Origin of the sequence: Anabaena catenula FACHB-362 (assembly GCF_014698735.1) — a bacterium.
GTDB classification, from domain to species: domain Bacteria; phylum Cyanobacteriota; class Cyanobacteriia; order Cyanobacteriales; family Nostocaceae; genus Anabaena; species Anabaena variabilis_A.
Genome location: NZ_JACJTQ010000050.1, coordinates 15,239 through 38,831 on the forward strand (window position 1 = coordinate 15,239; position 23,593 = coordinate 38,831).

At 39.3% G+C, this 23,593-nt stretch carries 25 protein-coding genes; 12 read left to right on the plus strand and 13 right to left on the minus strand.

Going from position 1 to position 23,593, the window contains the following annotated elements; genetic code table 11:
• Nucleotides 1–14 precede the first annotated feature (14 nt).
• The 3 genes from H6G68_RS22610 to H6G68_RS22620 form a co-directional block, all read right to left on the minus strand.
• A complete protein-coding gene (locus H6G68_RS22610) occupies nt 15–506 on the minus strand; it encodes an SH3 domain-containing protein (protein WP_190908661.1) in 492 nt (163 codons plus the stop codon).
• A gap of 395 nt (nt 507–901) precedes the next feature.
• The gene (locus H6G68_RS22615; protein ID WP_190908662.1) at nt 902–2,413 is read right to left on the minus strand and encodes an AAA family ATPase; all 1,512 of its coding nucleotides are present in this window, start codon (nt 2,411–2,413) and stop codon (nt 902–904) included.
• A gap of 379 nt (nt 2,414–2,792) precedes the next feature.
• Complete coding sequence (locus tag H6G68_RS22620; protein WP_190908663.1) at nt 2,793–4,775, minus strand: AAA family ATPase; 1,983 nt, start codon at nt 4,773–4,775, stop codon at nt 2,793–2,795.
• Between the two features lie 196 nt (nt 4,776–4,971).
• On the opposite strand from H6G68_RS22620, the gene H6G68_RS22625 reads away from it, so the two are divergent.
• The 4 genes from H6G68_RS22625 to H6G68_RS22640 all read left to right on the plus strand — a co-directional run bounded on the left by H6G68_RS22625 (nt 4,972) and on the right by H6G68_RS22640 (nt 6,087).
• A complete protein-coding gene (locus H6G68_RS22625) occupies nt 4,972–5,214 on the plus strand; it encodes a hypothetical protein (RefSeq protein ID WP_190908664.1) in 243 nt (80 codons plus the stop codon).
• Between the two features lie 36 nt (nt 5,215–5,250).
• The gene (locus H6G68_RS22630) at nt 5,251–5,490 is read left to right on the plus strand and encodes a glycosyl hydrolase family 31 (protein ID WP_190908665.1); all 240 of its coding nucleotides are present in this window, start codon (nt 5,251–5,253) and stop codon (nt 5,488–5,490) included.
• Nucleotides 5,477–5,821: a type II toxin-antitoxin system PemK/MazF family toxin gene (locus tag H6G68_RS22635; RefSeq protein WP_190908666.1), complete on the plus strand. Its 345-nt coding sequence runs from the start codon at nt 5,477–5,479 to the stop codon at nt 5,819–5,821. The genes H6G68_RS22630 and H6G68_RS22635 overlap by 14 nt, the downstream gene beginning before the upstream one ends.
• 83 nt (nt 5,822–5,904) lie before the next feature.
• The gene (locus H6G68_RS22640; RefSeq protein ID WP_190908667.1) at nt 5,905–6,087 is read left to right on the plus strand and encodes a hypothetical protein; all 183 of its coding nucleotides are present in this window, start codon (nt 5,905–5,907) and stop codon (nt 6,085–6,087) included.
• Between the two features lie 96 nt (nt 6,088–6,183).
• On the opposite strand, the gene H6G68_RS22645 is transcribed toward H6G68_RS22640, so the two are convergent.
• The 7 genes from H6G68_RS22645 to H6G68_RS22675 form a co-directional block, all read right to left on the minus strand.
• Complete coding sequence (locus H6G68_RS22645; protein WP_190908668.1) at nt 6,184–6,687, minus strand: YceD family protein; 504 nt, start codon at nt 6,685–6,687, stop codon at nt 6,184–6,186.
• A 79-nt stretch (nt 6,688–6,766) separates the two neighbouring features.
• On the minus strand, nt 6,767–7,300 hold the full coding sequence (locus tag H6G68_RS22650; protein WP_190908669.1) for a Jag family protein: 534 nt from the start codon (nt 7,298–7,300) through the stop codon (nt 6,767–6,769).
• A 2-nt stretch (nt 7,301–7,302) separates the two neighbouring features.
• Complete coding sequence (gene yidC, locus H6G68_RS22655; RefSeq protein WP_190908670.1) at nt 7,303–8,454, minus strand: membrane protein insertase YidC; 1,152 nt, start codon at nt 8,452–8,454, stop codon at nt 7,303–7,305.
• A 226-nt stretch (nt 8,455–8,680) separates the two neighbouring features.
• Nucleotides 8,681–9,067 (minus strand): PH domain-containing protein, encoded by a 387-nt coding sequence (locus tag H6G68_RS22660; protein ID WP_190908671.1) that lies wholly within the window; start codon nt 9,065–9,067, stop codon nt 8,681–8,683.
• Nucleotides 9,054–9,476 carry a ribonuclease P protein component gene (rnpA, locus tag H6G68_RS22665; protein WP_127054625.1) on the minus strand — a complete coding sequence of 141 codons (423 nt, stop codon included), beginning with the start codon at nt 9,474–9,476 and terminating at the stop codon, nt 9,054–9,056. The genes H6G68_RS22660 and rnpA overlap by 14 nt, the downstream gene beginning before the upstream one ends.
• A gap of 25 nt (nt 9,477–9,501) precedes the next feature.
• A complete protein-coding gene (gene rpmH, locus H6G68_RS22670) occupies nt 9,502–9,636 on the minus strand; it encodes a 50S ribosomal protein L34 (protein WP_015209090.1) in 135 nt (44 codons plus the stop codon).
• A gap of 177 nt (nt 9,637–9,813) precedes the next feature.
• Entirely contained in the window at nt 9,814–10,326 is a 513-nt protein-coding gene (locus H6G68_RS22675) for a DUF2808 domain-containing protein (RefSeq protein WP_190908672.1), read from the minus strand.
• Nucleotides 10,327–11,324: 998 nt separating this feature from the next.
• Between H6G68_RS22675 and H6G68_RS22680 the strand changes: the two genes are divergently transcribed.
• The 3 genes from H6G68_RS22680 (at nt 11,325) to H6G68_RS22690 (ending at nt 14,315) form a co-directional block, all read left to right on the plus strand.
• Nucleotides 11,325–12,479 carry a Re/Si-specific NAD(P)(+) transhydrogenase subunit alpha gene (locus tag H6G68_RS22680; RefSeq protein WP_190908673.1) on the plus strand — a complete coding sequence of 385 codons (1,155 nt, stop codon included), beginning with the start codon at nt 11,325–11,327 and terminating at the stop codon, nt 12,477–12,479.
• 142 nt (nt 12,480–12,621) lie between these two features.
• Nucleotides 12,622–12,915: an NAD(P) transhydrogenase subunit alpha part 2 gene (locus tag H6G68_RS22685; RefSeq protein WP_015214883.1), complete on the plus strand. Its 294-nt coding sequence runs from the start codon at nt 12,622–12,624 to the stop codon at nt 12,913–12,915.
• Entirely contained in the window at nt 12,912–14,315 is a 1,404-nt protein-coding gene (locus H6G68_RS22690) for an NAD(P)(+) transhydrogenase (Re/Si-specific) subunit beta (RefSeq protein WP_190908674.1), read from the plus strand. Before H6G68_RS22685 ends, H6G68_RS22690 begins: the two co-directional genes overlap by 4 nt.
• A 222-nt stretch (nt 14,316–14,537) precedes the next feature.
• Here H6G68_RS22690 and H6G68_RS22695 read toward each other — a convergent pair whose 3' ends face one another.
• Entirely contained in the window at nt 14,538–15,311 is a 774-nt protein-coding gene (locus tag H6G68_RS22695) for a hypothetical protein (protein WP_190908675.1), read from the minus strand.
• 192 nt (nt 15,312–15,503) lie between these two features.
• Here H6G68_RS22695 and H6G68_RS22700 point away from each other — a divergent pair, with 192 nt between their 5' ends.
• Nucleotides 15,504–16,250 (plus strand): hypothetical protein, encoded by a 747-nt coding sequence (locus H6G68_RS22700; protein WP_190908676.1) that lies wholly within the window; start codon nt 15,504–15,506, stop codon nt 16,248–16,250.
• On the opposite strand, the gene H6G68_RS22705 is transcribed toward H6G68_RS22700, so the two are convergent.
• Nucleotides 16,239–16,502 (minus strand): hypothetical protein, encoded by a 264-nt coding sequence (locus H6G68_RS22705; protein ID WP_190908677.1) that lies wholly within the window; start codon nt 16,500–16,502, stop codon nt 16,239–16,241. The genes H6G68_RS22700 and H6G68_RS22705 overlap by 12 nt on opposite strands.
• 475 nt (nt 16,503–16,977) lie before the next feature.
• On the opposite strand from H6G68_RS22705, the gene rseP reads away from it, so the two are divergent.
• Together rseP and nth are read left to right on the plus strand one after the other, a co-directional pair.
• The gene (gene rseP, locus H6G68_RS22710; RefSeq protein ID WP_190908678.1) at nt 16,978–18,078 is read left to right on the plus strand and encodes an RIP metalloprotease RseP; all 1,101 of its coding nucleotides are present in this window, start codon (nt 16,978–16,980) and stop codon (nt 18,076–18,078) included.
• 130 nt (nt 18,079–18,208) lie between these two features.
• A complete protein-coding gene (nth, locus tag H6G68_RS22715; RefSeq protein ID WP_190908679.1) occupies nt 18,209–18,853 on the plus strand; it encodes an endonuclease III in 645 nt (214 codons plus the stop codon).
• Between the two features lie 804 nt (nt 18,854–19,657).
• Here nth and H6G68_RS22720 read toward each other — a convergent pair.
• Complete coding sequence (locus H6G68_RS22720; RefSeq protein WP_190908680.1) at nt 19,658–20,368, minus strand: YdcF family protein; 711 nt, start codon at nt 20,366–20,368, stop codon at nt 19,658–19,660.
• Between the two features lie 313 nt (nt 20,369–20,681).
• On the opposite strand from H6G68_RS22720, the gene ctpB reads away from it, so the two are divergent.
• Nucleotides 20,682–22,022, plus strand: a complete 1,341-nt coding sequence (gene ctpB / locus H6G68_RS22725; RefSeq protein ID WP_190908681.1) for a carboxyl-terminal processing protease CtpB — start codon at nt 20,682–20,684, stop codon at nt 22,020–22,022.
• 428 nt (nt 22,023–22,450) lie between these two features.
• Complete coding sequence (locus H6G68_RS22730; RefSeq protein ID WP_190908682.1) at nt 22,451–23,431, plus strand: glycosyltransferase family 2 protein; 981 nt, start codon at nt 22,451–22,453, stop codon at nt 23,429–23,431.
• Nucleotides 23,432–23,593: the final 162 nt, after the last annotated feature.

A 23,593-nucleotide genomic window follows, 5' to 3' on the forward strand; every position in this document is an offset into this window, starting at 1 on the left:
AGGTTCTGATTTATTTATTGTTGTTCTTCAGATCGTTTAATATTAGCTGCTTTTACCCAACCTTCTTGATTAGTACCTTCAACGCGAATTTTTTGCCAAACTTTATCCGAACTTTCTTCTAAAACGATGATTTTTTGATTAAAACCAACACCACCATTGCGTTCAGCATCTTGTTTGGGTTCGGTTCGCAAACGTAAACCTTGAGACCAAGTAACAATCCCTCGGTAAGCCCCTGGTGGTAATGAATCAGGTGATTCTGTGGGGGTAGGAGTGGGACTGGGAGTAGCTTCTGTCTTAGGTGTAGGCTTGGGAGTGGATGTGGTTTTTGCTGGAGTTATTTTTGGTTTGTCAGGTTTGGGTTTGGGATTATCGTTAGCAAATTTGGGTCTTTCTGGGGGTACAGAGGTGCGATTGACAAAATAGAGGGCTACTGTCAGTCCGCTACCCAATAAGACTGCGATCGCTAGGACAACACCCAGTATAAATTTAAGTAAGCCAGAAAGCATAGTTATAACCTCTAGTCATTTATTAGTTATTAGTTAACAGTTATCAGTTGTCTCCTGTTAGCTGTTGCCTTTTTTAATCAATAGTCCATATTAATTCATGATTAACTACGAACTATTGATTAAGTAGGATTGACTAAATTATTATTGCAGCAGGGCGAAAATCACTATCCACTTAAAAAAGGTTTACTCAGATGAGTAATACCGTTTCACTTTAAGGTTGATACAAATGGACAGACGCGGAAGGAGACGCGGAGATTCATTTGTAGCTTTAATTAAGTGAATTGATATAAACAAGCGTTATTCCCTGCTGCATTGCTGTCTTCAGCCTCCAGCCAGACTGCCTTTTTACATGATGGCATTTGGCATTGAATGCTTTTAAGGCGCTGAAGAAGAAATTAGCGTCTCGAAGAGAAGGTATCATTTAAAGGATTTTGCTTGGAAGCCAGACGCGCTCTCCCCGCAGCAGCCCATTCTTGCAGTTTTTGAATTTGCTCCACCGCAGTTCTTGCCAAAGGTATAATTTGACTAGCAGATTCTAAAACATCATCGGTGGTAAAGTCACGATTTTGGCTAAATCCGATATGCATCGCTTCAATTAAGGTTTGCTCAATCTCTGCGCCCGAAAAATCAGGGGTTTCGTAAGCTAACCTATCAATGTCATAGCCTTTCAAGTTATGAGGACGCAATCGGGATAAATGGACGTTAAAAATGGCTTTTCTCTCTTCTTGGCTGGGTAAACCGACAAAGAAAATTTCATCAAATCTCCCTTTCCGCAACATTTCTGGGGGTAAGGCTTGGATATCGTTAGCAGTGGAGACGACAAATACGGGGGAGGTTTTTTCGGCTAACCAGGTGATAAAAGTACCAAATACCCGGCTGGTTGTTCCCGCATCACCTTTACTACCCAACCCGGAAAAGGCTTTATCGATTTCATCAATCCACAACACGCAGGGAGCGAGGGCTTCAGCTACTTGAATCATTTGACGAGTGCGGGATTCTGATTCACCGACTAAACCACCAAATAACCGCCCTACATCTAAGCGTAACAGGGGTAAATGCCAATTATGTGCGATCGCTTTGGCTGTTAATGATTTACCTGTTCCCTGAATTCCCACCAACATTAATCCACGGGGGTGCGGTAATCCGTACTGTCGAGCTTTTTCTGTGAATGCACCACCGCGACGAATTAACCAGTCTTTAAGGTTATCAAGTCCTCCTATATCAGAAATCTGCTCAGTGGCTGGGTAAAAGTCCAGGATTTGGGTTTGGCGGATAGTTTGGCGTTTTTCCTCCAAAACTAAATCAACGTCTTCTGGTTGTAATTGTCCGTGGGATGCTACAGCCCTGGCTAAAACTCGGCGTATCCTTTCCATAGATAAACCTTGACAAGAACGCACCAAGTCATCGAGAAATTTACCAGAAGGTGAGTTACCAGTGGCTTGTAATAATCGTTCTACCTCGGTTTTAATTTCCGGTGCTGCGGGTAAGGGAAATTCAACCACCGTCAACACTTCCGTTAAATCGTCAGGAATAGCAATGCGTGGCGATAATAAAACAATATTTTTCGGTTGAGATTTGAGAAGTCGGGCTAAGTTGCGGAGTTTGCGAGAAATAGCCACATCATCTAAAAAGCGGTGATAATCCCGGAGAATCAATACTGCTGGGGCGGAAGCTGGTAATTTTTCGATAAATTCTAATGCTTGTAAGGGGTTGCGCTTCCCAAATCCCGCATCGTTGGGGTTTCCTTGATAACCATCGACAAAATCCCAAGTATAAACGGGGCGATTTCCTTGGTTTGTGGCTTCTTCGCGGATAGCGGCTTCTACCCGTTCTTCTTCGTAGGTGGGGATATAAATCAGCGGGTAGCGGGCGCGGAGGAGCAGTTTAAATTCGTCACGGAAGTTCATAAGGTAGTTGTTGGTGGTGATTTGTTATTCTCCTATTGTTAAGGGTTGTATTGTGTCTAACAACTGGAAGAATATGGATTTAATGAACCGCGAAGAAGCGAAGAGCGCGAAGGAAGAAGGGAAGAAGAGAGAGTTTTGTTTCACGCAAAGACGCAAAGGTGCAAAGGCGCAAAGGAGGAGGAGAGAATAAGGGGTAGTATCGTTATTATCGTTTAGTAGTCTTATCCGCTTGGGAATTAATTCCCAGTCTCATAGCGGAAGTCGGTTTTAACCGACTAAATAATTATCAAAAATTCAATATTTTCTCAGTCGTCTTTAGACGACTTTTGCTATTAGCCTGAGATTTCAATCTCAGGCGGATGTGGGCGATAGTCGATAATTATGGTTGTCGGTGCGATCGCTCCTCATAATTAAGCATATTTGCAATTTCTTCAGCAAGTCCAGACAGGAATCCAGGTTTGTTTTCAACTAGCCATTTTGTCAGTTTGTAAGAATGGTTATAAGGTTCTCTTGTTTTATGAAACGTTAATTTTGACCCAGATAGTTCTCTGAATAATTCTGTAAGAAGTTGAGAACCATCAACTGTAGATAACCACTCTGTTTCTGAGAGTTCTTGTTCTTGCTTTTTCTGATTTAGCCATTCTTCAACTTCAACACTTGTAAGATTTATTGGCAATGGTTCTGGTCGAGATTGATTATCTTCATTGAAAACTGCTGCAATTGCTTCTGAATCAAGTAAATAATTTTCATACATCCGTCGAGACAAAAATTCAACAGGTTTTCCACTTTGCCTCTGCCACTTATCCTTTTCTTCTTCTGTTCTATTTTCACTATCAAACAGAAAGCCAATTGCAGGAGGAAATAAGTCTGTTCCACCACTCAATTTTTGATAAATATCAAATATAAGACTAGCGCGTTTACCTTGAAAGTCAGCAGTATTCATCACACCGAGGATTTTAGTACCTCTCAACTGCTTTTTTAATACCTTTTCAAGTATTTTTGGAAAACATATCTGTTCAGTTTTTCCTTCTACCCAAAGGATATTATCAGCACCAAAAACATCAGATAGCCTCACTCCAAGCTCTTCTAATAATTCATTTTGTGATTTTATCTCTTTTGCGTTTATAACTGATGCAGTTGTTTCACAATTTTCATATTTCAGCTTGATAATATTAGAAGGATCAGCCGTTGTGATAATATCTGGTGAATGAGTAGCAATAAAATATTGATGTTGGGGAAATTGTTTAATAGTCTCTATGAGCTTTTTAGCTGCACCTGGATGTAAAAATGATTGTGGTTCATCAATAATTAATGTTCTAGGTTCTTCAGAACAAACTAGAATATATACAATTGCTAAAACTTGACCAATTCCACTTCCACATGAAGATAGAGGAAGTGATAAATCATCTCTATTAAGTTGAGTATCTAGCGTCCAAACCTTAATTTCAACATCTGAATTATCTCTCGGTAATACAGAAATCCACTTAATCTCAGGCAAAACAGTTGAAACTAAGTTATTAAAATTTGCAAACATACCTGGATTTTTGCCTTGCAATATACATATTGATTCAGCTAGATTAGAAGCATCTGATTTTAGTTGATCATTATTTTCAAATTTACAAACACCAATATTTAGGCGTTCGGCTTTAAATCTATAAATACGACTTACAAATATATCAAATATACTGTAACCTATACTTTCTTGAAAGTTATCATTCTCATCTTGATTTTCTTTTGAAAGATGAAATTCTTTATCTTGAGTATTATATGCAACTTGCAAAAACTTTTTACTATTAACAACTTCATATGTGTCGAAGTTAACTAATTTAGTTAAACTCATATCATCCATTTGTTTATTAGTATAAAGAGATATCTTTGTTTCCTGATTATTATCATCTAATGAACTTTGAAGTTTTATAAGGTGTTCTATACAAAATTCTCTGTGGATTTTGGATTTATCTTTTTCAATCAAATCATGGTTACTTCCAAGTCCGATGTATGGCTCTCTATATTTATTATCAATAAGGTTTAAAGATTTTCTATATTCTTCAGTCTCACTAGGAATAGGAATACCAATATTAGGAGACATATATTGGATAAAACTTCGCCATTCTCCTTTTCCAAGATGCAAAGTAATTTCTATTCTCGATTTTTTTTCTATCGTCGAAGTCTTATTTGGTAATGTCTTTAAACTTCTATGCGGTTGATTTTCAAAATCCAGCGTCAGCACTTCAAGTAAAGATGTTTTACCCGCATTATTTTTTCCAACAATAATATTGATACCTGGTGAAAATTCCATTTCCCCAGAGCCAGAGTTGGAATAAGACTTATAATTAAATACTTGCAGCTTCTTGATATACATCTTGTATCATTTATTTACTCAGTTAATTATATTATTGGCGATTTCACTTAATTTGCCAAGTAAAATTAAATAAAGTCAGTATGGCAGTGTGTTAGACGCTTGACAGATGTTAATGACGAATAGAGTTAGCCTAGCTTACCGTAGATATCGCTGATATCAAAAATGCTAAAATACAGAAAATATGGAGATAAAAATTATGTCAACTAAGGAATTACTTATACAAGAAATTAGCTCAATGTCAGAAACAGAGCTTATAGAAACGCTTAATCTTATACAATCAATAAAAAACAAACAGTCTACCAAATTCTCAAAACCTCAACCACCTCATCGTCAAGGATCAGGTAAATCAATTCTACGCCATGCTGGAAGGTGGGTTGGCGATGATCTTAAAGAATGTTTAGAAATAGTACAATCTTCCCGTGGCTTGGCTGAATTTTAATGGTGCTAAAATACAGAAAAACAAGGAGCTAACACAATGACATTAGGACATTTAGCAATTGTTAAAGACGGGAAAATAGAATTACTCGATCCCGTATCTATCCCAGAAGGAACGAAAGTATTTATTATTCCTATTGTTTTAGAACCCGATACAGAAGCAAGAGAAGATTGGGAAAATTTTTCTTTAAATAACTTAAATCAATGTTATGCAGAAAATGAACCAGAATATACTCTAGAATCAATACAAGAATATAATCCTAATTATGAAAGAAGGTAATATTATATTAACTCCTATTCCGCAAGCAAATGGAGAAATAAAAAACCGTCCTGCGCTGATTTTGAAAGAAATGCCAAAATATCAAGACTTTTTGGTTTGTGGAATCAGTACCCAATTAAAACAATATATTTCTAATTTTGATGAAATCGTCTCACCTAATGATGATGATTTTCAATCCAGTGGCTTAGTTAGTCAATCTGTGATTAGATTAAGTTTCTTAACTGTCATCACTCGTAACAGTATAATTGGCTCAATTGGCGTAATTTCAACAGAAAGGCATCAGAGATTATTAAATAATCTAAGTCAATATTTAGTTCAATCAAGAGAATAAGCTGTAAAAAACTGAATATATAATTTATAAAATTAGCCAGTAATAATTTGTCACCCTGAAAAACTGATAGAGAGGTAAAATTTATGTGGGAAGATCAAATTATACAAGAAATTTATCAAATTAGAGAAGCCCATTCTAGTCGATTTAATAATGACTTACAGGCAATTTATCAAGATTTAAAAGAACAAGAAAAAAAGAGCAATAGAAAATTCGTTTCCTATGCTCCAAAGTTGTTAAAGGATGTTTATTGGCTGGATAAAATTTAGGGCTATGGCTCTAATTTCTTTAGGGATAGTTACTTGTCCTTGAGTCGTGATGGTTTCACTCGACATAACTCAAATTCCTTACTTGAGTTTATTTTACTATTCTGGAAGTTGCTTTTTCAAGCTTTGCAAAGAAGCCCAACGGCTATCAATAATCTCCTCAGAACTAGCAACAGCATCCAAAATACCTGGACATTTGCGATCGCACAACTGACGATGAGGAATTGCTAAACACATCTGCTCATACAGCCATTCTGTGGGGTAAAAATGACCATCAGGTGATAGAGTTTCCACTAAATCTTCTACAGCCACTTCCATCTCTAAAGGTAACTGTTCTGCTTGATTAGCATTTTCCTCTAACCAAATTATTTCTTTAGTATTAACAGCCAAACGTTGATTATATTGCTGCAAGCAGCGGTTACAGGTACAAGTAATAATTGCTTCTGCCTGACCGGAAACTTCTAAGTAAGTACCTAGATGTTGCACACGGATAGTGCCACGCACCGGGGTTAAAGTTTCCAAACCAGGCAGAGACTCATTAACTTGAATTTCCTCTGTTCGCTCCGGGGCTTTAGTTAGCTGCGGAATAAAAATAGCGTCCATAGGACTTGTGAGACATCCTCACGAAAAAGTAGGGTTGATGATCAGCAATTGTGCTGATACTACATCTTTGATTTTAGCTCTAATAGCCCGGATCTGTTGGTGATTCCGTCGCCGGACGAACAACCAACAGCCGATGAGGTTCTTTACCCCGACTAAAGGTTTCTAAATCAGGAAAATCCTGGAAAAACGTGTGCATTTGTCGCCGTTCAGCCGAACTAAGCGATTTAATTTCCACCTCTTTACCAGTTAAACGCACCTCTTGGGCAGCCGCTTCAGCTAAAGTGCGAATTTCCGCTTCTCGTCTGACACGATAGCCATTCAACTCAATGGTATAAGATGCCTGCTGCTCCTCTGGTTGGTTCAAGTTAAGAACCGAATTGGCTAAATACTGAATCGCATCTAGCACAGAACCATCAGCACCAATTAAAATTCTGATTTGTTCTGACATCAAGCTGGTTTGATCAATTGTCAACCAATAGCTATCAGATTGCGGAGACTCTGCGTCTAACAACGTAGCAGTTTCTAAATTACACTTGACTTCGGTAGATATATTAGTGAAATGCAGCAGTGTTTTTAACCACTGCTCACCCCGCTGCATGGGAATATTAGTCATGATCAGCCTGTAGCTTTTTTCTTAGAACTTTTTGGTTCAAACGGCAACTTCTTTGGTTCGGCGCTGGCTGCTTCTTTTTCTTTCTCTTGTGTTTCCACCAGCTTTTGTAATTCTTCTGGTAGCGGTTCGCGGGAAAGAATGTAAGTTTGCAGGGTTTGGAAAACGTTACCAATCACCATATACATCAGCACACCAGCTGGCAGGGGAAAGAACAAAAACATCCCAGAAAAAATAACTGGTGTGATTTTATTCACTGTATCCTGTTGTGGGTTGCCACCGCTGGAATTCTGCCCAGAAAGCAATTGGCTAACGTAAAGACTGATACCAAAGAAGACAATCATCGCCACAATATCCCAGTGGATCGTGCCATCTGGATCTTGTGCGCCTACCCTACCTAAAGCATCAATAAACAGAAATCCTTTATCTGCGGCCAGTCCAGGAATTGAGCCTTGAATTGTCACTTCTCCTGGCTGTAAGGCTTCTACATTACCTTCTGCATCAATTTTAACTCTATCTTCCCCTTTGATGATTTTCCATTCAGGGGTCAACTTAGTTTCTGGATGTTCTGCTAAGAGCAAATCAAATGGTTTGCCCTCCATTGTCTGATATTGGATTTTAGTCTTTTCTCCGACCGCCAACTTGTTGCCACCAGGTAAAATCGCAGTGATTTTTGTGTGTTCCCCATCGGCAATGTAAATGTTTTGTGGGGCAGTGGCAAAGGCTTGGGGTTGAATGCGTTCAATTTGTTCAGAGGGAAAGACTTCTAGGTTAACTGAGTAGTTAACACCAGCAAAAGGCGAACCCCGTAAAGTCGCAAACAGTGCTAGTAGTACTGGCATCTGTAGCAGCAGAGGCAAACAGCCTGCTAATGGGTTGCCAAATTCTTTTTGGACATTAACCATTTCCTCCTGCTGCTTTTGCGGATCATCCTTATAGCGCTCTTTGATTTCCGCCATCCGCTTTTGCATGACAGGCTGGACAACCCGCATTCGTCGCATACTGCGAATGGAGCCAGCACTCAGGGGATAGAGCGCAAAGCGGATTATCAATGTCAAGGCAACGATCGCTAATCCATAGCTGGGGAAAAAACCATAGAAAAAGTCTATGATTGGCAGCATCACGTTGTTCGAGAGAAACCCGATACCAAAATCCATTATTCTGAATTCAACCTGAGGTACTGTAAACTGAACTGAATCTAATTTATCTAAATCGTGATTTAGGCGCGACTATCACAAGCTACGGATAGCCGCACATGATTTGAAAAAAAGAATGCTAAATGAGCGTAATGAGTGCTGACTCAGTAAGTAGTGAAAGAGTAAAAAAGCCGCAGATGAGAAAGCTTTTAACTCAGGACTCATCACTGGAAAATCAGCACTTTTACTAATTGGCACTGCTATATTCGGGGTTTTTAGCAGCGATTCTTTCGTTAATGTAGTCATAGACTTCCAGAAACTTGGGAACAGCCCGCATCTCCAACCGAGTTCCATTTTTGAGGGTAAGTACCATGTCTCCCCACAGGCCAATGCCACGAGGGACTTTCACCACTTTGACAATTTCTGAATAAATTACGTCAGTGCGATCGCCTCCCATCCAACCACCAATCACAGAAATTCGCCGATCGGTGATGCGGAAGCGCAGCCACAATGCCCTCACGATAGCCCCAACCGTCAATGGTATACCAATGAGGGTTAGCCCTATGAGCAGGTTGAGAATTAAATCGCCTATATGGGGACCACCCTCATAATAAATTTCTTCACGAATGCCCATGAAAGACCTCAGCTTTTGCCAACAACTGCTCTAATTCTTGCAGAAATTGTTGGCTTACGCACTCAGATTCTGCTGTTGTTGGCTTAACAATTAGCACTAACCGCCATCCTGGGGATAATCTAGGCAACAATTTATACAAAGCTGCTGTAATTTGCCGTTTAATTCGGTTGCGAATTACTGCTCGTTTACTAACTTTGGTGCTAATGGAAATTCCAATTTGCGTGCTGGCTAAACTTTCACAGCCAGTTGGTTGTGGAGTTTTGGGGGCAGTATCCAAAGAAGGCTCTTTTGAACGCGACGGACTTAAGGCTCTCAACGTAAAATGAGAACTATGTCGCCGAATTCCTTCTCGGAAAACTGCCTGGAAATCCTTGCGGGATTTTAATCTATGTGCTTTGGGTAAAGGCACAGTTGCTATGTTTGCTAAATTTACCCTAAACGCTCAGACGATGACGACCCTTTCTTCTCCTAGCGCTGATCACGTTTCTGCCATCTGGTGTCCGCATTCTGGCGCGAAATCCAGAGGTTCTCTTTCTCTTACGGCAAGTGCCGCCCAGGGTTCTTTGCATACCTTTCTCCTCTTAGACGATTTTTATAAAAAGTCACAATCTGCAATATTACCACTTTACAGGCAATATAAACATATTTCTGGATAGAGTTTTCATGTGACAGGTGACAGAGAAAGTATTAGGCATATTTAAATCTAGAAGCTTGTATTTCCCTGTTCCCTATTCACTATTCCCTTCTTAAGAGATACTGATAATCCACGAGCCGAGGTAACGCAGTAATGGCACCTCACCTGGGGAAAGAACTTGACAGTTGAAATAGTAAATTCCCCCAAAGTATGGATTTTGGACGTTGGATAAGACTAACTCCACAGCACTCCCAGCTGGGACTGGTTCTTCGGGAAATATCTCCAACACCCGGCCTTCCTTGTCCCATTTCACTTCAGACAGGGGAACTTTTTTACCTCTGATTCTGACTTCAACCTTTTTGGGATCAAAACTTCCTTTGTAATAATTAGGATAGGTAATGGCAAATTGAGCCACTGCCAACTTCATTTTTTTGGCTGGAAGTCTTAATATATATCTATCCCAGCTATTAGTTTGTCCGCCAAAATCTAACCGAAACGGCAGCTGATTTTCGCTTTTAACACCGCTAAATAATGTCAAACCAGGTAGGCTCTGCGCCCAAGTCGTAGCCGAAAAACTAGTCAACAAACAGCTAGTTACGGCTAAGGCAGAAAATACGCGTCTCATAGTTGGGCTTCCTTTAGTGGATAGTAGATTTATCAGCTTACGTAACAAAGAGTTTAGTATTCGTAAATAAACTTTACTACTGTATGAGTGAAAATAGACGTTAAATCGCAGCCAAAAGTGCCGAAATAAGTGTACTTAAATTTATTTTTTCCATAAAAATTGGACTATACCTTTAGCTATATCGGCAGACAGGGGCATTGCGATCGCTAGTTAAATGGCGATAGAGTGGTCAAATTCCAACTCTCCAGGTGTCACTAAACTCACGATATCCTGTCTTGAGTCATTGCTCCCTTTCAAGAAACAGTACCGAGTACCGAGTACTGAGTAACGAGTGTGGGGTGTAAAGTTGGGAGTAAAGTACTCAAGAAAATTTTGTTTCTTTCATTCATAGCGGGTCGCCGCCTGTGCAGTTGCTCCTAAGTTGCTCTAAACGGTAGGCTCTCTCTCCTCCGGCTTCCCCTAACCGCCAAAACTAACAAGTTTGGACGCAACGTTAGTATAAACATCCTTGTTTATAATGCGTAAACCACCTAAGAGCTTCCCCAGGTCTTTGATCCAAATATAAATTGTCAGTATTTGTGGACTTTGTAAAGTTTTTAACAACAGGAAAGCAAGTCTCAATAATTAAGAATTAATTGAAAAAATATCAATCTGGCAAAATTTGATGAATACTGCAAGATGCCAGAAACCAATACCAGAAATTATCAATCCCGAAAATAATCTGAAGACATAGATATAACATCAGGAAATCACCATAAGATGTGCAGTAAGTAAAATAGTTTGTGTGCAAATATCTGGAATTGTGACTTATGTAAGCGGCAGAGTAAAACTTTGCTTGGAAAAAATAAGAGTGAGAAAGACAAAGTTCAAGGTTAAATCTACCAGAAAAACTCAGGGCTGAGATTACTCACCTATGCTCTATAAGTGCGGTGAATCCTTCATCAACAGAGAAATTCCATAGTTAGTAGATATTTAGGTATTTATCTTCAGGAGATTGCATGAAAATAGCAGTTGCTAAAGAAATTGAAGTTTGTGAACGTCGTGTAGCCTTAATTCCCGACACCGTAGCCAGATTGGTAAAACAAGGCTTAGAGGTTTTTGTAGAAACAGGTGCGGGAGAAAAAGCATTTTTCAGTGATGCTGCTTATGAAGCCGCAGGAGCCAAAATTATCAGCGATACAGCCCAATTATGGGGAGAAGCAGATGTTTTGCTCAAAGTTAGTCCTCCTCAAGAAAGAGAAGATGGACGCTCAGAAATTGATTTACTCAAATCAGGATCTGTATTAATTAGCTTTCTCAATCCCTTGGGTAATCCCGTCGTAGCGCAAAAATTGGCAAATCGCCAAATTACAGCTTTGAGTATGGAATTAATCCCCCGTACCACCAGAGCGCAAAGCATGGATGCTTTATCATCCCAAGCCTCACTAGCGGGTTATAAAGCCGTATTGATTGCGGCTGCGGCATTACCAAAATATTTTCCCATGTTAACCACTGCGGCGGGTACTATTGCCCCAGCCAAAGTATTTATTATGGGAGCAGGTGTAGCCGGATTGCAAGCGATCGCCACAGCAAGAAGACTAGGCGCAGTAGTAGAAGCCTTTGACATTCGCCCAGCCGTTAAAGAAGAAGTACAAAGCTTAGGGGCGAAATTCGTCGAAGTCAAACTCGAAGAAGAAACCGTCGCTGCGGGTGGTTACGCCAAAGAAATCTCCGAAGATAGTAAAAAACGCACCCAGGAACTAGTCGCCGAACACGTCAAAAACTCCGACGTAGTAATTACTACCGCCCAAGTACCAGGAAGAAAAGCGCCACAACTTGTTACCCAAGAAATGGTGGCACAAATGAAACCAGGTTCAGTCATAGTAGACTTAGCCGCAGAACAGGGTGGTAACTGCGCTTGCACAGAAGCAGGTAAAGACATTGTTTGGAATGGTGTAACCATAATTGGCCCCATCAATTTACCATCATCAATGCCAGTACACGCCAGCCAACTGTATGCAAAGAACGTCACATCATTAATGCAACTGTTGATTAAAGACAAAGCCTTAGAAATCAACTTTAGTGACGACATCGTTGACGCAGCTTGTGTTACCCACGCTGGAGAAATTAGAAACCAACGAGTAAAAGACGCTTTGCAAGCAGTAGCAGTTTAGCCCAAACGATTGAAATCGCGGATACACAGGTAAAGTTCGCCTACGCAGACTCATAGATTGCTCTTACTCTCTGTGTCTCTGCGCCTCTGCGTGAGGTAAAAATCCAAAATCCAAAATCCAAAATCTAAAATCCAAAATCGAAATGACAGAAGCATTACTTGCGGCCTTATTCGTACTTGTCTTAGCCTCCTTCATAGGCTTTGAAGTCATCAACAAAGTCCCCCCCACATTACACACCCCCTTAATGTCCGGTTCTAACGCTATTTCCGGCATTTCCGTAATTGGGGCAATATTAGCTGCTGGGGAGAGAAACACCAATTTATCAGTAATTCTCGGTTTAATTGCCGTGATTTTAGCAATGGTTAACGTTGTTGGTGGTTTCCTCGTCACAGACAGAATGTTGCAAATGTTCAAGAAAAAGGAAGTTAAAGCATGAGCGACTTTTTACCAACTGGGATTCAGCTGACGTATTTAGTCGCTGCATCATTATTTATTCTCGGTTTGAAAAAACTGGGTTCTCCGGCTACAGCAAGAAACGGTAATCTTGTGGCTGCGGTGGGAATGCTGTTAGCAATTATCGCCACAATGCTAGATCAGCAAGTCTTAAATTACGAGATGATTTTGGTAGGCTTGGCTATTGGTTCGGTAATTGGCGCTGTTGTGGCTTACACAGTGCAAATGACAGATATGCCCCAAATGGTGGGCTTACTCAACGGTTTGGGTGGTGCATCTTCCGCACTTATCGCTGTGGCTGAATTTTGGCGGTTGTTAGATAGTTCTCAACCTATCCCCCTCGATGTCAACATTTCCATGTTATTGGATGTGTTAATTGGTGGTGTTACCTTAACAGGTAGTTTTCTGGCTTTTGCCAAATTGCAAGGTTTAATTAGCGGTACACCAATTACCTTTCCTTTGCAACAACCTTTTAACCTCTTGCTTTTGGGTTCTTATTTAGCTGGAAGTGCCTATTTAATCATCACACCAGATAGCCTCCCCGTATTTTTGGGAGTGGTGGCTGTTTCTTTGGTGTTGGGTGTCATGTTTGTACTGCCCATTGGTGGCGGCGATATGCCCGTTGTCATCTCCCTGTTAAACTCCCTCTCAGGTGTAGCTGCGGCTGCGGCTGGGTTTGTGGTGATGAACAATATGTTAATCATCGCCGGTGCTTTGGTAGGTGCTTCTGGTTTAATCCTTACCGAAATTATGTGTAAGGCTATGAACCGTTCTTTGTTCAGTGTCTTATTTAGTGCCTTTGGTTCAGTTTCTACTGCTACTGGTGGTGCTGCTGCTGGTGCAAGTAATCAAACTGTCCGCAGTATCGATCCCGAAGAAGGGGCGATGATGTTGGGTTATGCCCGTTCTGTGGTGATTGTCCCAGGATACGGTATGGCAGTTGCTCAAGCACAGCATAGCGTCCGCGAGTTGGCAGATCAACTAGAACGCATGGGTGTAGATGTAAAATATGCGATACATCCTGTTGCGGGGAGAATGCCAGGACACATGAACGTATTATTGGCTGAAGCTAATGTGGCTTATACGCAGTTGTATGACATGGAGGATATTAATCCCCAGTTTGAACAAGCTGATGTGGCGTTAGTGATTGGTGCTAATGATGTTGTGAATCCGGCGGCGCGTAGTGATGTGAATAGTCCTATTTATGGGATGCCGATTTTGGAAGTTGATCGGGCAAAGCAGACTATTGTGATTAAGCGCGGTATGAGTGCCGGTTTTGCTGGTGTTGATAATGAGTTGTTTTATAAGGATAAGACAACGATGTTGTTTGGTAGTGCTAAGGATATGGTGGCTAAGTTGGTTTCGGAAGTGAAGCAGCTTTAAGAGAAACGAACCACGTTCACGCAGTGTCCCGTAGGGATAGACGCGAAGAACACGAAGAGAAGAAATTTAATTATTTTGTAGGGTGTGTCTTATTAATACACCCTTTCTTTTTTCTCACGCAGAGACGCAGAGGCACGGAGAGGTTTGTTTCGCGCAATCGCTCTTAGCGATCTCGAAGAGTAGACGCTAAGGAGCAAAGGCGCAAATATGAAGAGAGTTTATTTACTGTAATTTGGATAATTTAGGAAAATTTTCAGGAAGTTTAAATACAAAATCCTCTCTCTCAACATCGGCTGGAAAAGAATTCCACTTATTTATATTGTCAAAACAATCTTGTAATACATTATCTTGATTATCACTATATAATTCTCCTATTTTTTCGGCAACTTGAAAAGTAATTACTTTATTACCATAATTATTAATCGCCCAATCATCAAATCCACCTGCTTTAGCTTTGCAAACAGCAGCATAAAGATTTGGCATATTCTCTTTATATCTTTCTATGTCAATTGGAATATTCCATATATCAGCCATATCAAATATACGAACTAAATCATCTGTTATTAAATCATCTGCTGTTTTTGAAATATCTTCATTTTTCCACCATAACATACGGGCATATTTATAACAACCTTCATACCAATTTCCATCAATTTGAGCTATACCTTCAGGTTTAATCCAAGTTGATGAAAAATAATATTCTTGTCCCTGACATGGGCTAACAAATTCAAAACAAATTAAAGCTCCTGAATATGATTCCAATAGTTTTTCAAATAAAACAGGAAGATCATTAAAAGGAGGATTAGGATTATAATTTTCACCTTTTACGCCAAAACAACCATAGCCATCTGAATCGAAAAAAATTGAATTGCCTTTTATTTTTAAATTACGCACTGGTGGTATACCTTTTCTACGTGCAATTTTCTTAATTATTTTTTTGACTGTTTCTGGTTCAGTTGTTACCACTTCAGCTTCAGAATACCAAAATACACCCATATTAACTCCTGATTATTTATCTTTAATTGGAAATACTAGAACATTAGACTGTAGCTGTTTTTACTTGTCAAGTGTCATAATCTAAGTAATATTAAATAGTTATAATAAGTTTTTTGCTTGACAATATAAAACATTTGTACTATAATCTGTTTTACTTATTAAGTATCCTTATTTAATCAGAATCACGTAATTATGGACAGTCAGCAATTTTTCAATAATGAGCTTTTAGAAAAAAGAATTGAGACATTTTATGGATATGGTAATTATGAGGGAAAATATTGGTTTATTGGTATGGAAGAAGCAGGAGGAGAAGATTTTGAAGACATTAATTTTAGAATCAATACATGGGAAAAAAGAGGTAAAAATGAAATAGATGATGTTGCAGAATATCATGAATATATGGGATGGTGGGATGAGAAAATACAGAATACATGGAAGGGATTAATTCGTATTACATTAAGTGCTAACGGAAAAGATAATATTGATGTAGAAGATATTCGTAAATATCAATTAGACCAATTAGGTAGGAAAGATAAAGAAACTTGTTTATTAGAATTATTGCCTTTACCTTCACCATCTATTGATAATTGGATATATGCTAGACATTCTCAACTTCCTTTTTTATCTGATAGAGAAATTTATAGAAATTATTGTATTGAGAAGCGAATTAATCATATTAGTCAAAGAATCAAAGAACATAAACCTAAAGCCGTTGTTTTCTACGGTATGGGATATGAATATTATTGGCGAAAAATAGCAGATATTGAGTTTACAAAAATTGAGGTTGCAAAAACAGAAGATTCAAAAAAGCACTATTTCTTTATTGGTGAAAATAATCAGACTGTATTTGTCATGGCTAAACATTCTGTAGCTTTTGGTGTAACCAGTGACTACTTTCATTATATTGGTAAATCAATTACTACTAAACTAACGGAATAATGTTTTTAGCTCTCTTCTTCCTTCGTGTTCTTCGTGTCTATCCCTACGGGACACTGCGTGAACGTGGTTCGTTAAAAAAGGATGTTGGGAAGTTGGAGGGAGTGCGATAGCGTATCCCTGACGGGACTCGAAGAGATAGCTGACCGAAGGTATCGCTGTTTGGGAAGTGGAGGAAGTGCGATTCCTACGGAGTGCGATCGCTCTTTCTTCTCTTCTTCCTTCGTGTTCTTCGCTTCTATCCCTACGGGACACTGCGTGAACGTGGTTCGTTAAAAAAGGATGTTGGGGAGTTGAAGGGATGCGATAGCGTATCCCTGACGGGACTCGAAGAGATAGCTGACCGTATCCCTTACGGGAGCCGTAGGCATAGGTATCGCTGTTAGGAAGTTGAGGGAGTGCGATTCCTACGAAGTGCTTTGCGATCGCTCAAAAACTTAAATTTTCTACAATTTGCAAAGTGCGATATTCCTCTGTGTTCTCTGCGTCTCTGCGTGAGGTAAAAAAGCTATCTCCTCTTCCTTTGCAACTAACGTACTTCCTACTTTGCTTCGCTAATGCGCGAAAAAAAGAATGTCCACTCACTCGTGAAAATCTGATTACCATAACTACATGAGAACATTGAGATGAAGTTGAGACAGAACCAACACAGCCAGCGGGGTTTGTCTGACCGTTCCCAAGCAAACTACAATAAGAATATATATTTCAATATGTTTGACTAATTTGCTCTATGTCAGTTTTAGCAGCGATCGCAGTCTTGGCTATTTTGATTTTGGTACACGAAGCTGGACACTTTATAGCCGCTCGTTCTCAAGGTATTTACGTTAACCGCTTTTCCCTGGGTTTTGGCCCCGTGATTTTCAAGTACCAAGGATCACAAACGGAATATGCTATCCGCGCTTTCCCCTTGGGTGGCTTTGTCGGCTTTCCTGATGATGACCCAGATAGTGAAGTTCCCCCCAATGACCCAAATCTGCTGCGGAACCGTCCAGTTTTAGATCGAGCGATTGTCATTAGTGCCGGAGTTGTCGCCAATTTAATTTTCGCCTATTTGATGTTGGCGTTGCAACTTGGTATCGTCGGTATCCCCCAGGAATTCCAATATCAACCAGGTGTAATTGTTAAACCTGTGAATGAACAATCTGTTTCCTACCAAGCAGGGCTTAGAGAAGGAGACATTATTCTGGCTGTTAATGGTCAAGAACTCGCTGCTGGTAGCAATTCCACCTTATTGCTAACCAAAGAAATCCAAACTCATCCCAATCAGCAAATCAACCTAAAAGTTCAACATCAAAACGAACAAAGAACCTTGACATTAACTCCCCAACAGGGTGCAGATGGTAAAGGTTTAGTTGGGATTGAACTTGGGCCTAATGGTAAAGCAGTTTATCGTCGTCCCCAAAATATTGGTGAGATTTTCAGCGTTGCAGCTAATCGGTTTGAACAGCTAATCGTCGGCACAGTCAAAGGTTTTGGACAGTTAGCTACCAACTTTCAACAAACTGTCGGACAAGTTTCAGGCCCGGTTAATATTGTCAAAATTGGGGCAAAATTAGCATCTGATAATATTGCTAATTTATTCTCTTTTGCCGCAATTATTAGCATTAACTTGGCAGTTATCAATATTTTGCCTTTACCAGCCTTAGATGGTGGTCAACTGGCTTTTCTTCTCATTGAAGGTTTATTTGGTAAACCTTTACCGACCAAGATTCAAGAAGGCGTAATGCAGACTGGTTTGGTCTTACTCTTAGGATTAGGAATTTTCCTGATAGTTAAAGAAACCACTCAGTTAACCTTCCAGTTAGATTGGGTGCAAAAACTGTTACAGTAATCATAACGTAATTTTAGATTGAGGATTGGAGATGAGATTAAATCATTAAAATCCCCAATCTAAAAATATCTAGCAATCTAGTTTAAACTAGAAAAAAAATCAAAATCGTAAATCCAAAATCTAAAATTGATTGACTCGTAAATCATTATCTAAAAAACAACGCGCTATAGAAATACTTTCGCGTCTCCAGTCTCTTTATCCAGATGCTACTTGTTCTTTGGACTATTCAACTCCTGTACAACTGCTAGTAGCAACTATTCTTTCTGCACAATGTACAGATGAGCGCGTGAATAAGGTGACACCAGGATTATTTGGTAAGTTTCCTGATGCTGAAAGTTTAGCAAATGCTGATTTAACAGAGTTAGAAGAATTGGTGCGTTCGACTGGTTTCTATCGCAACAAAGCCAAGAATATTCAAGGCGCTTGTCGAATGATTATCAATGATTTTAATTCTCTGGTTCCTAATCAAATGGAAGAACTTTTAAAGCTTCCAGGAGTAGCGAGGAAAACTGCAAATGTGGTTTTAGCTCATGCTTATGGTATCAATGCGGGAGTAACTGTAGATACTCACGTTAAACGATTGAGTCAGCGTTTGGGGTTGACGAAAAATACTGAACCTGTAGGGATTGAAAAAGATTTAATGAAGTTATTACCCCAACCCGATTGGGAGAATTGGTCAATTCGTCTAATTTATCACGGACGGGCTGTGTGTAAAGCTCGTTCTCCTGGTTGTAATGTTTGTGAATTGGCTGATTTGTGTGCGATGAAATTATAATAGCCCGCAGTGGTACAGAGTTTATAGAGTGTAATATTTGAGAGTATTTGGTTTGGGAAATATATCTTTATATTCAACTATCAAGCTAAGGATTCAAATAAATTTACAAGTCCTTTCCAAAATTTTTTTCTCCAAAGTACTGCTCAATTTGACTACAATTCTTTTATAGAATCCAGCATCATCATCATTAATTTATTGCCAACAAGCCTTTCACAAAAAGGATTCCATTGAATCAAATGCACCACTTGATATAACCCCTTTACTGCATTGGGAAGAGATAATTTCAAACAATCTTTGTTTGCAGGAGAGAGGTTAAAAGTGTACTTTACCAACTGCAAACCGCTAAATCTGGTGAAAAAAATAGAAAGGATAGCATAACTGTTAATTATTCTTTTTTTACATAAATGCAGCTATTAGACATCTCGCAGTAGCCCTACTGTAAAAAACTCTCATGTCTGCGTTTCCGACTGATTCCTACACATTTTTAAATCAATGCTCAATCAAAAACATAATCTATTTGTCTGCACAACTTGTGGTGGTAAGTGGCAAAACTGACTGGTGGGGAAAGTTAACATCTGAAGATGAAGATATAATTAAGAAATCGAGAATCTTTTCACATCCCTAAGGATTTATGCCCATTTTTCACTTTCCATCTTTTCGTAATTTATTGTTTATGCAAAGGCATTAACCGCACATATCCGCAAGTCAAAACTAACCCAGAACACAACCATTCTCAAACTCTTACTATCTGTGTTTGGAGCATCTGGAGCGTGAGATAAAATCATATTTTCACTTAGCAACAACTTAATTTTGAATCCCGCGAATTATTCCCCCCTGATATTCACACTGAAAACCTCTCTGTTCCCAAGCTTGCATATCGACATCAACCAGTTTTGTAATTTGCGAACATTGGGGCTGAATGATTTGACTTAAAATCGCCCACAATAAGCTGCGGATAACGTCTAAGAAAGTTTTTAGCCAAGACTCATGATTACCCGGAATACCATTTTCCTTAACAACATCAGGCTCTACCCAGATACCATGAGCGCTTAAGATGATTTGTGCCATCAACTTAGCTCGGAATACATGAGTTCCCGAAGTAATTAATTTTACCTTATGCACACCCCAACCCCGCAAAATTGGTATTCCATAACAAAAATTTTCAAAGGTAGAATTAGCGCAATTCTCTAACCAGATATTTTGCAAATCGGCTGCTTCTCGCTGAAAAATTAGCCAAATACAGGGTTCTGGGGAACCATGAGAAATTAAAATTGGGGTTTGTGGGTATTGTTTTGCTAGTTGGGCTACATAAATTTCTCTGCGAATGCTACCTCCAAGCACAAATAAGGCATTTACCTGCTGTGAGGAAGCAGAAACTAAGGTTATAGTGGTGAAGGTTAACCAACTAATGAGGATAAAACACAAAGCCAAAACAATGTATTTTGACAAACTCCAGAATTTTCTAAATCTACGCCTCAAGGAAATTAATAAATTAATGTTAAATTTGTGCTTCATAACATAGAAAATTAAAGCTTTATTGTCTAATTTTGAAAAATTCTGCCATCAAGTCAACAAAGTGCTATCTTAGTAAAAGAATTTAGGGTGTAAAGATGAAACAGTGACACGTGTCACAAGAGTGCTGTGTTTATTTTTACTGTAAAACAGAAAATAACAAGCAATTATTGCTAATAACATAGACAGTGATATCCACATCATTTACAAAGGAAAAAATGATGAATTAAGCATAGCTGAAATTGAGGGTATAAAAACTTGAAAATCTCAGGAAAGCCTGATTGTTAAACTGTCAACAATACAACTATTCTCATACATGAACCAATCTGCGAAACGTCACTCACCGCTCCAAGCAGCCTTGATTGGTGGAGCGATCGCTACAACTGCTACTCTATCTGTATGTGGTCAAGCTTTGACTCGCTCCGTTCACGCTGCTCTACAAGATAGTCCCAAAGCGTTAGTTGACCAAGTATGGCAACTTGTGAATCGTGAATATGTTGATGGCAAATTTAATCAACAAGATTGGCAAGCAACTAGGCAGAGCCTGTTAAGCAAAAACTATACTTCTAACGAACAAGCTTATGTAGCTATCCGCGAAGCCCTACAAAAATTGGGAGATCCATACACAAGGTTTATGGACCCTAAACAGTTTGAAACCCTAACCAGCCAAACATCTGGGGAAGTTTCAGGAATTGGCATTCGCATGGAAATAAATGAAAAAACCAAGCGTTTAACTGTCATCGAAGCTATCGAAAATTCCCCCGCGCTAAAAGCAGGTATTCAAGCCGGTGATGAGATTTTGGCAATTGACGGTAAACCTACTCTCAAAATGAAAGTAGATGATGCTTCTAGTCTTATTCGCGGTAAAGTCGGTAGCCTCGTCACATTGAAACTGGGAAGAACCGGAAAAAATGCCTTTGATTTGAAACTGACAAGGGCAACAATTGAAGTCCCCACAGTCCGTTATACCCTCAAGCAAGAAGGTGGTCGTCGGATTGGCTATATTCGCTTAAGAGAATTTAGCGCCCACGCAGCTGATCAAATGCGACGGGCTATTCGCAACTTGGACAATCAAAAAGCCGATTCCTATGTTTTAGATTTGCGAGGAAATCCAGGAGGTTTACTGCAAGCAAGTATAGAAATTGCGCGGATGTGGTATGACAATGGTGGAATTGTCAAGACTGTAGACCGTGTAGGAAGTAGTGAAGAAACAAAAGCCAATCGCACAGCCTTAACAAATCGCCCTTTGGCAGTTTTAGTTGATGGTAACTCCGCTAGTGCGAGTGAGATTTTGACCGGCGCACTCAAGGATAACAAACGCGCAGTAGTTGTAGGTAGTCAAACTTTTGGTAAAGCTTTAGTCCAATCAGTGCATGAACTGGCTGATGGTTCTGGGTTAGCAGTCACTATTGCCCACTATTACACCCCCAAAGGCACAGATATCAACCATAAGGGAATTACCCCCGATATCAAACTAGAGTTGACAGAAGCACAAGAACGTCAATTGGCTTCTAATCCAGATTTAATCGGGACTCAGAGTGATCCTCAGTATGCCCGCGCTATTGCTGCTCTTTCTTCTAATAGCAAATTTGCTCAACCTGTGACAGTTCCTAACTCACAACCTCTGAGTAGTCGTGCTGAAGATTTGAAATTCTAAGCGTTGTGATCAGGTGTTCATGTATTTTTGTGCTTAATTAGCTCCCACTCTTAGAATCAAGGGTGGGATTTTATTGGGAATTCTAGATTTTGAAAAAAACCAAATACAGATTTTTAAGTAGGTTGGGGTTAAAAATTGTCGTTATGACAAGGGAACAGAGAAAAGGTTTTGGGCAACTTTACTTTTCGTGACATATTACTCACTGATATATATTTATAAATATAGCAACTGCCAAGGTGGTTAGGACGTGAACTAATGATAAAACCTAGACACAAACAGACTTTCAACTCTGTCACCTGTCACCTGTTAAGAGTCACCTGCTATAAAATACGCGTAAGTCCTGAGATAGAAAGATATCAGTAAGTTTTTTACAATCCAAAATCCAAACTCCAAAATCCAAAATGCTATTAGTCAGATAATTTCAGATTATGAATAATCAGTCAGTTGATGCAAATACCTATCAAAGCTTTCTCCCCAAAGTCTCGGTGGTGATTCCTATTTATAATGGTGAAGCAGAGTTACCAGATTTACTAAGTTGTCTTTTAGGGCAAACTTATCCCCAAGACCGGGTAGAGTATTTACTGATAGATAATAACAGTAGCGATCGCACTCTCTCCATTCTCAACACAACCGCTGAAAATTCGCCCATCACTATCCGTCCCTTAAGTGAAAATAATATTCAAAGTTCCTACGCTGCCCGCAATACAGGTATTAAAGCCGCCACTGGTGAAATTATTGCTTTTACCGATGCTGATTGTCGTCCCCAACCGCAATGGCTAAACACATTAATTCAGCCTTTTATTAACTCAGAAGTAGTAATTGTCGCTGGTGAAATTGAGGCGTTGCCAGGAAAAAACATCCTGGAAAAATTCGCAGATAAACAAGAAACTTTATCCCAAAAACATACCCTTGCTCATAAATTTTGTCCCTATGGACAAACTGCAAATTTAGCAATTCGTCGTTGCATCTTTAACACTTCAGGATTATTTCGTCCCTATCTTACTACAGGAGGAGATGCAGATATTTGTTGGCGTATTCTCAAAGCTAATCTGGGTAAATTAGAATTTGCGCCAAATGCTATTGTTCAACACCGTCACCGAGTGACAATGAAAGAATTAGCCAGTCAATGGCGACGTTATGGACGTTCTAATCGTTATTTACATGAATTGCATGGTGTAGATTTAATGCGAGAGATGACACCAGGAGAATATCGTTATCGCGTCTTACGTTGGATATTGAAAGAATTACCAAAAGCAATTATTAAAAATATTATTGGTAAAGCTGGTATTGTAGACTTATTAGATACTCCCATTGGGTTATTTACTGCTAATGCGCGTTCTCAGGGACAACGAGATGCGAAATTACCAGAAAATGCCAAAATAATTCAAGGCTTCAATGACTATAGTTAGTAATTAATGACTGTATGTTGAAGCGATTACAAATCATCACAGAATAATTATTGATTAGACATCTCCGAAAAAGAATTAAATTATGGTATAAGAATATAAAAGTGTATTTTTTGGTAAGACGTTATGGGCAGTATATTTGAATATATTCAGAGCAATCCTCAC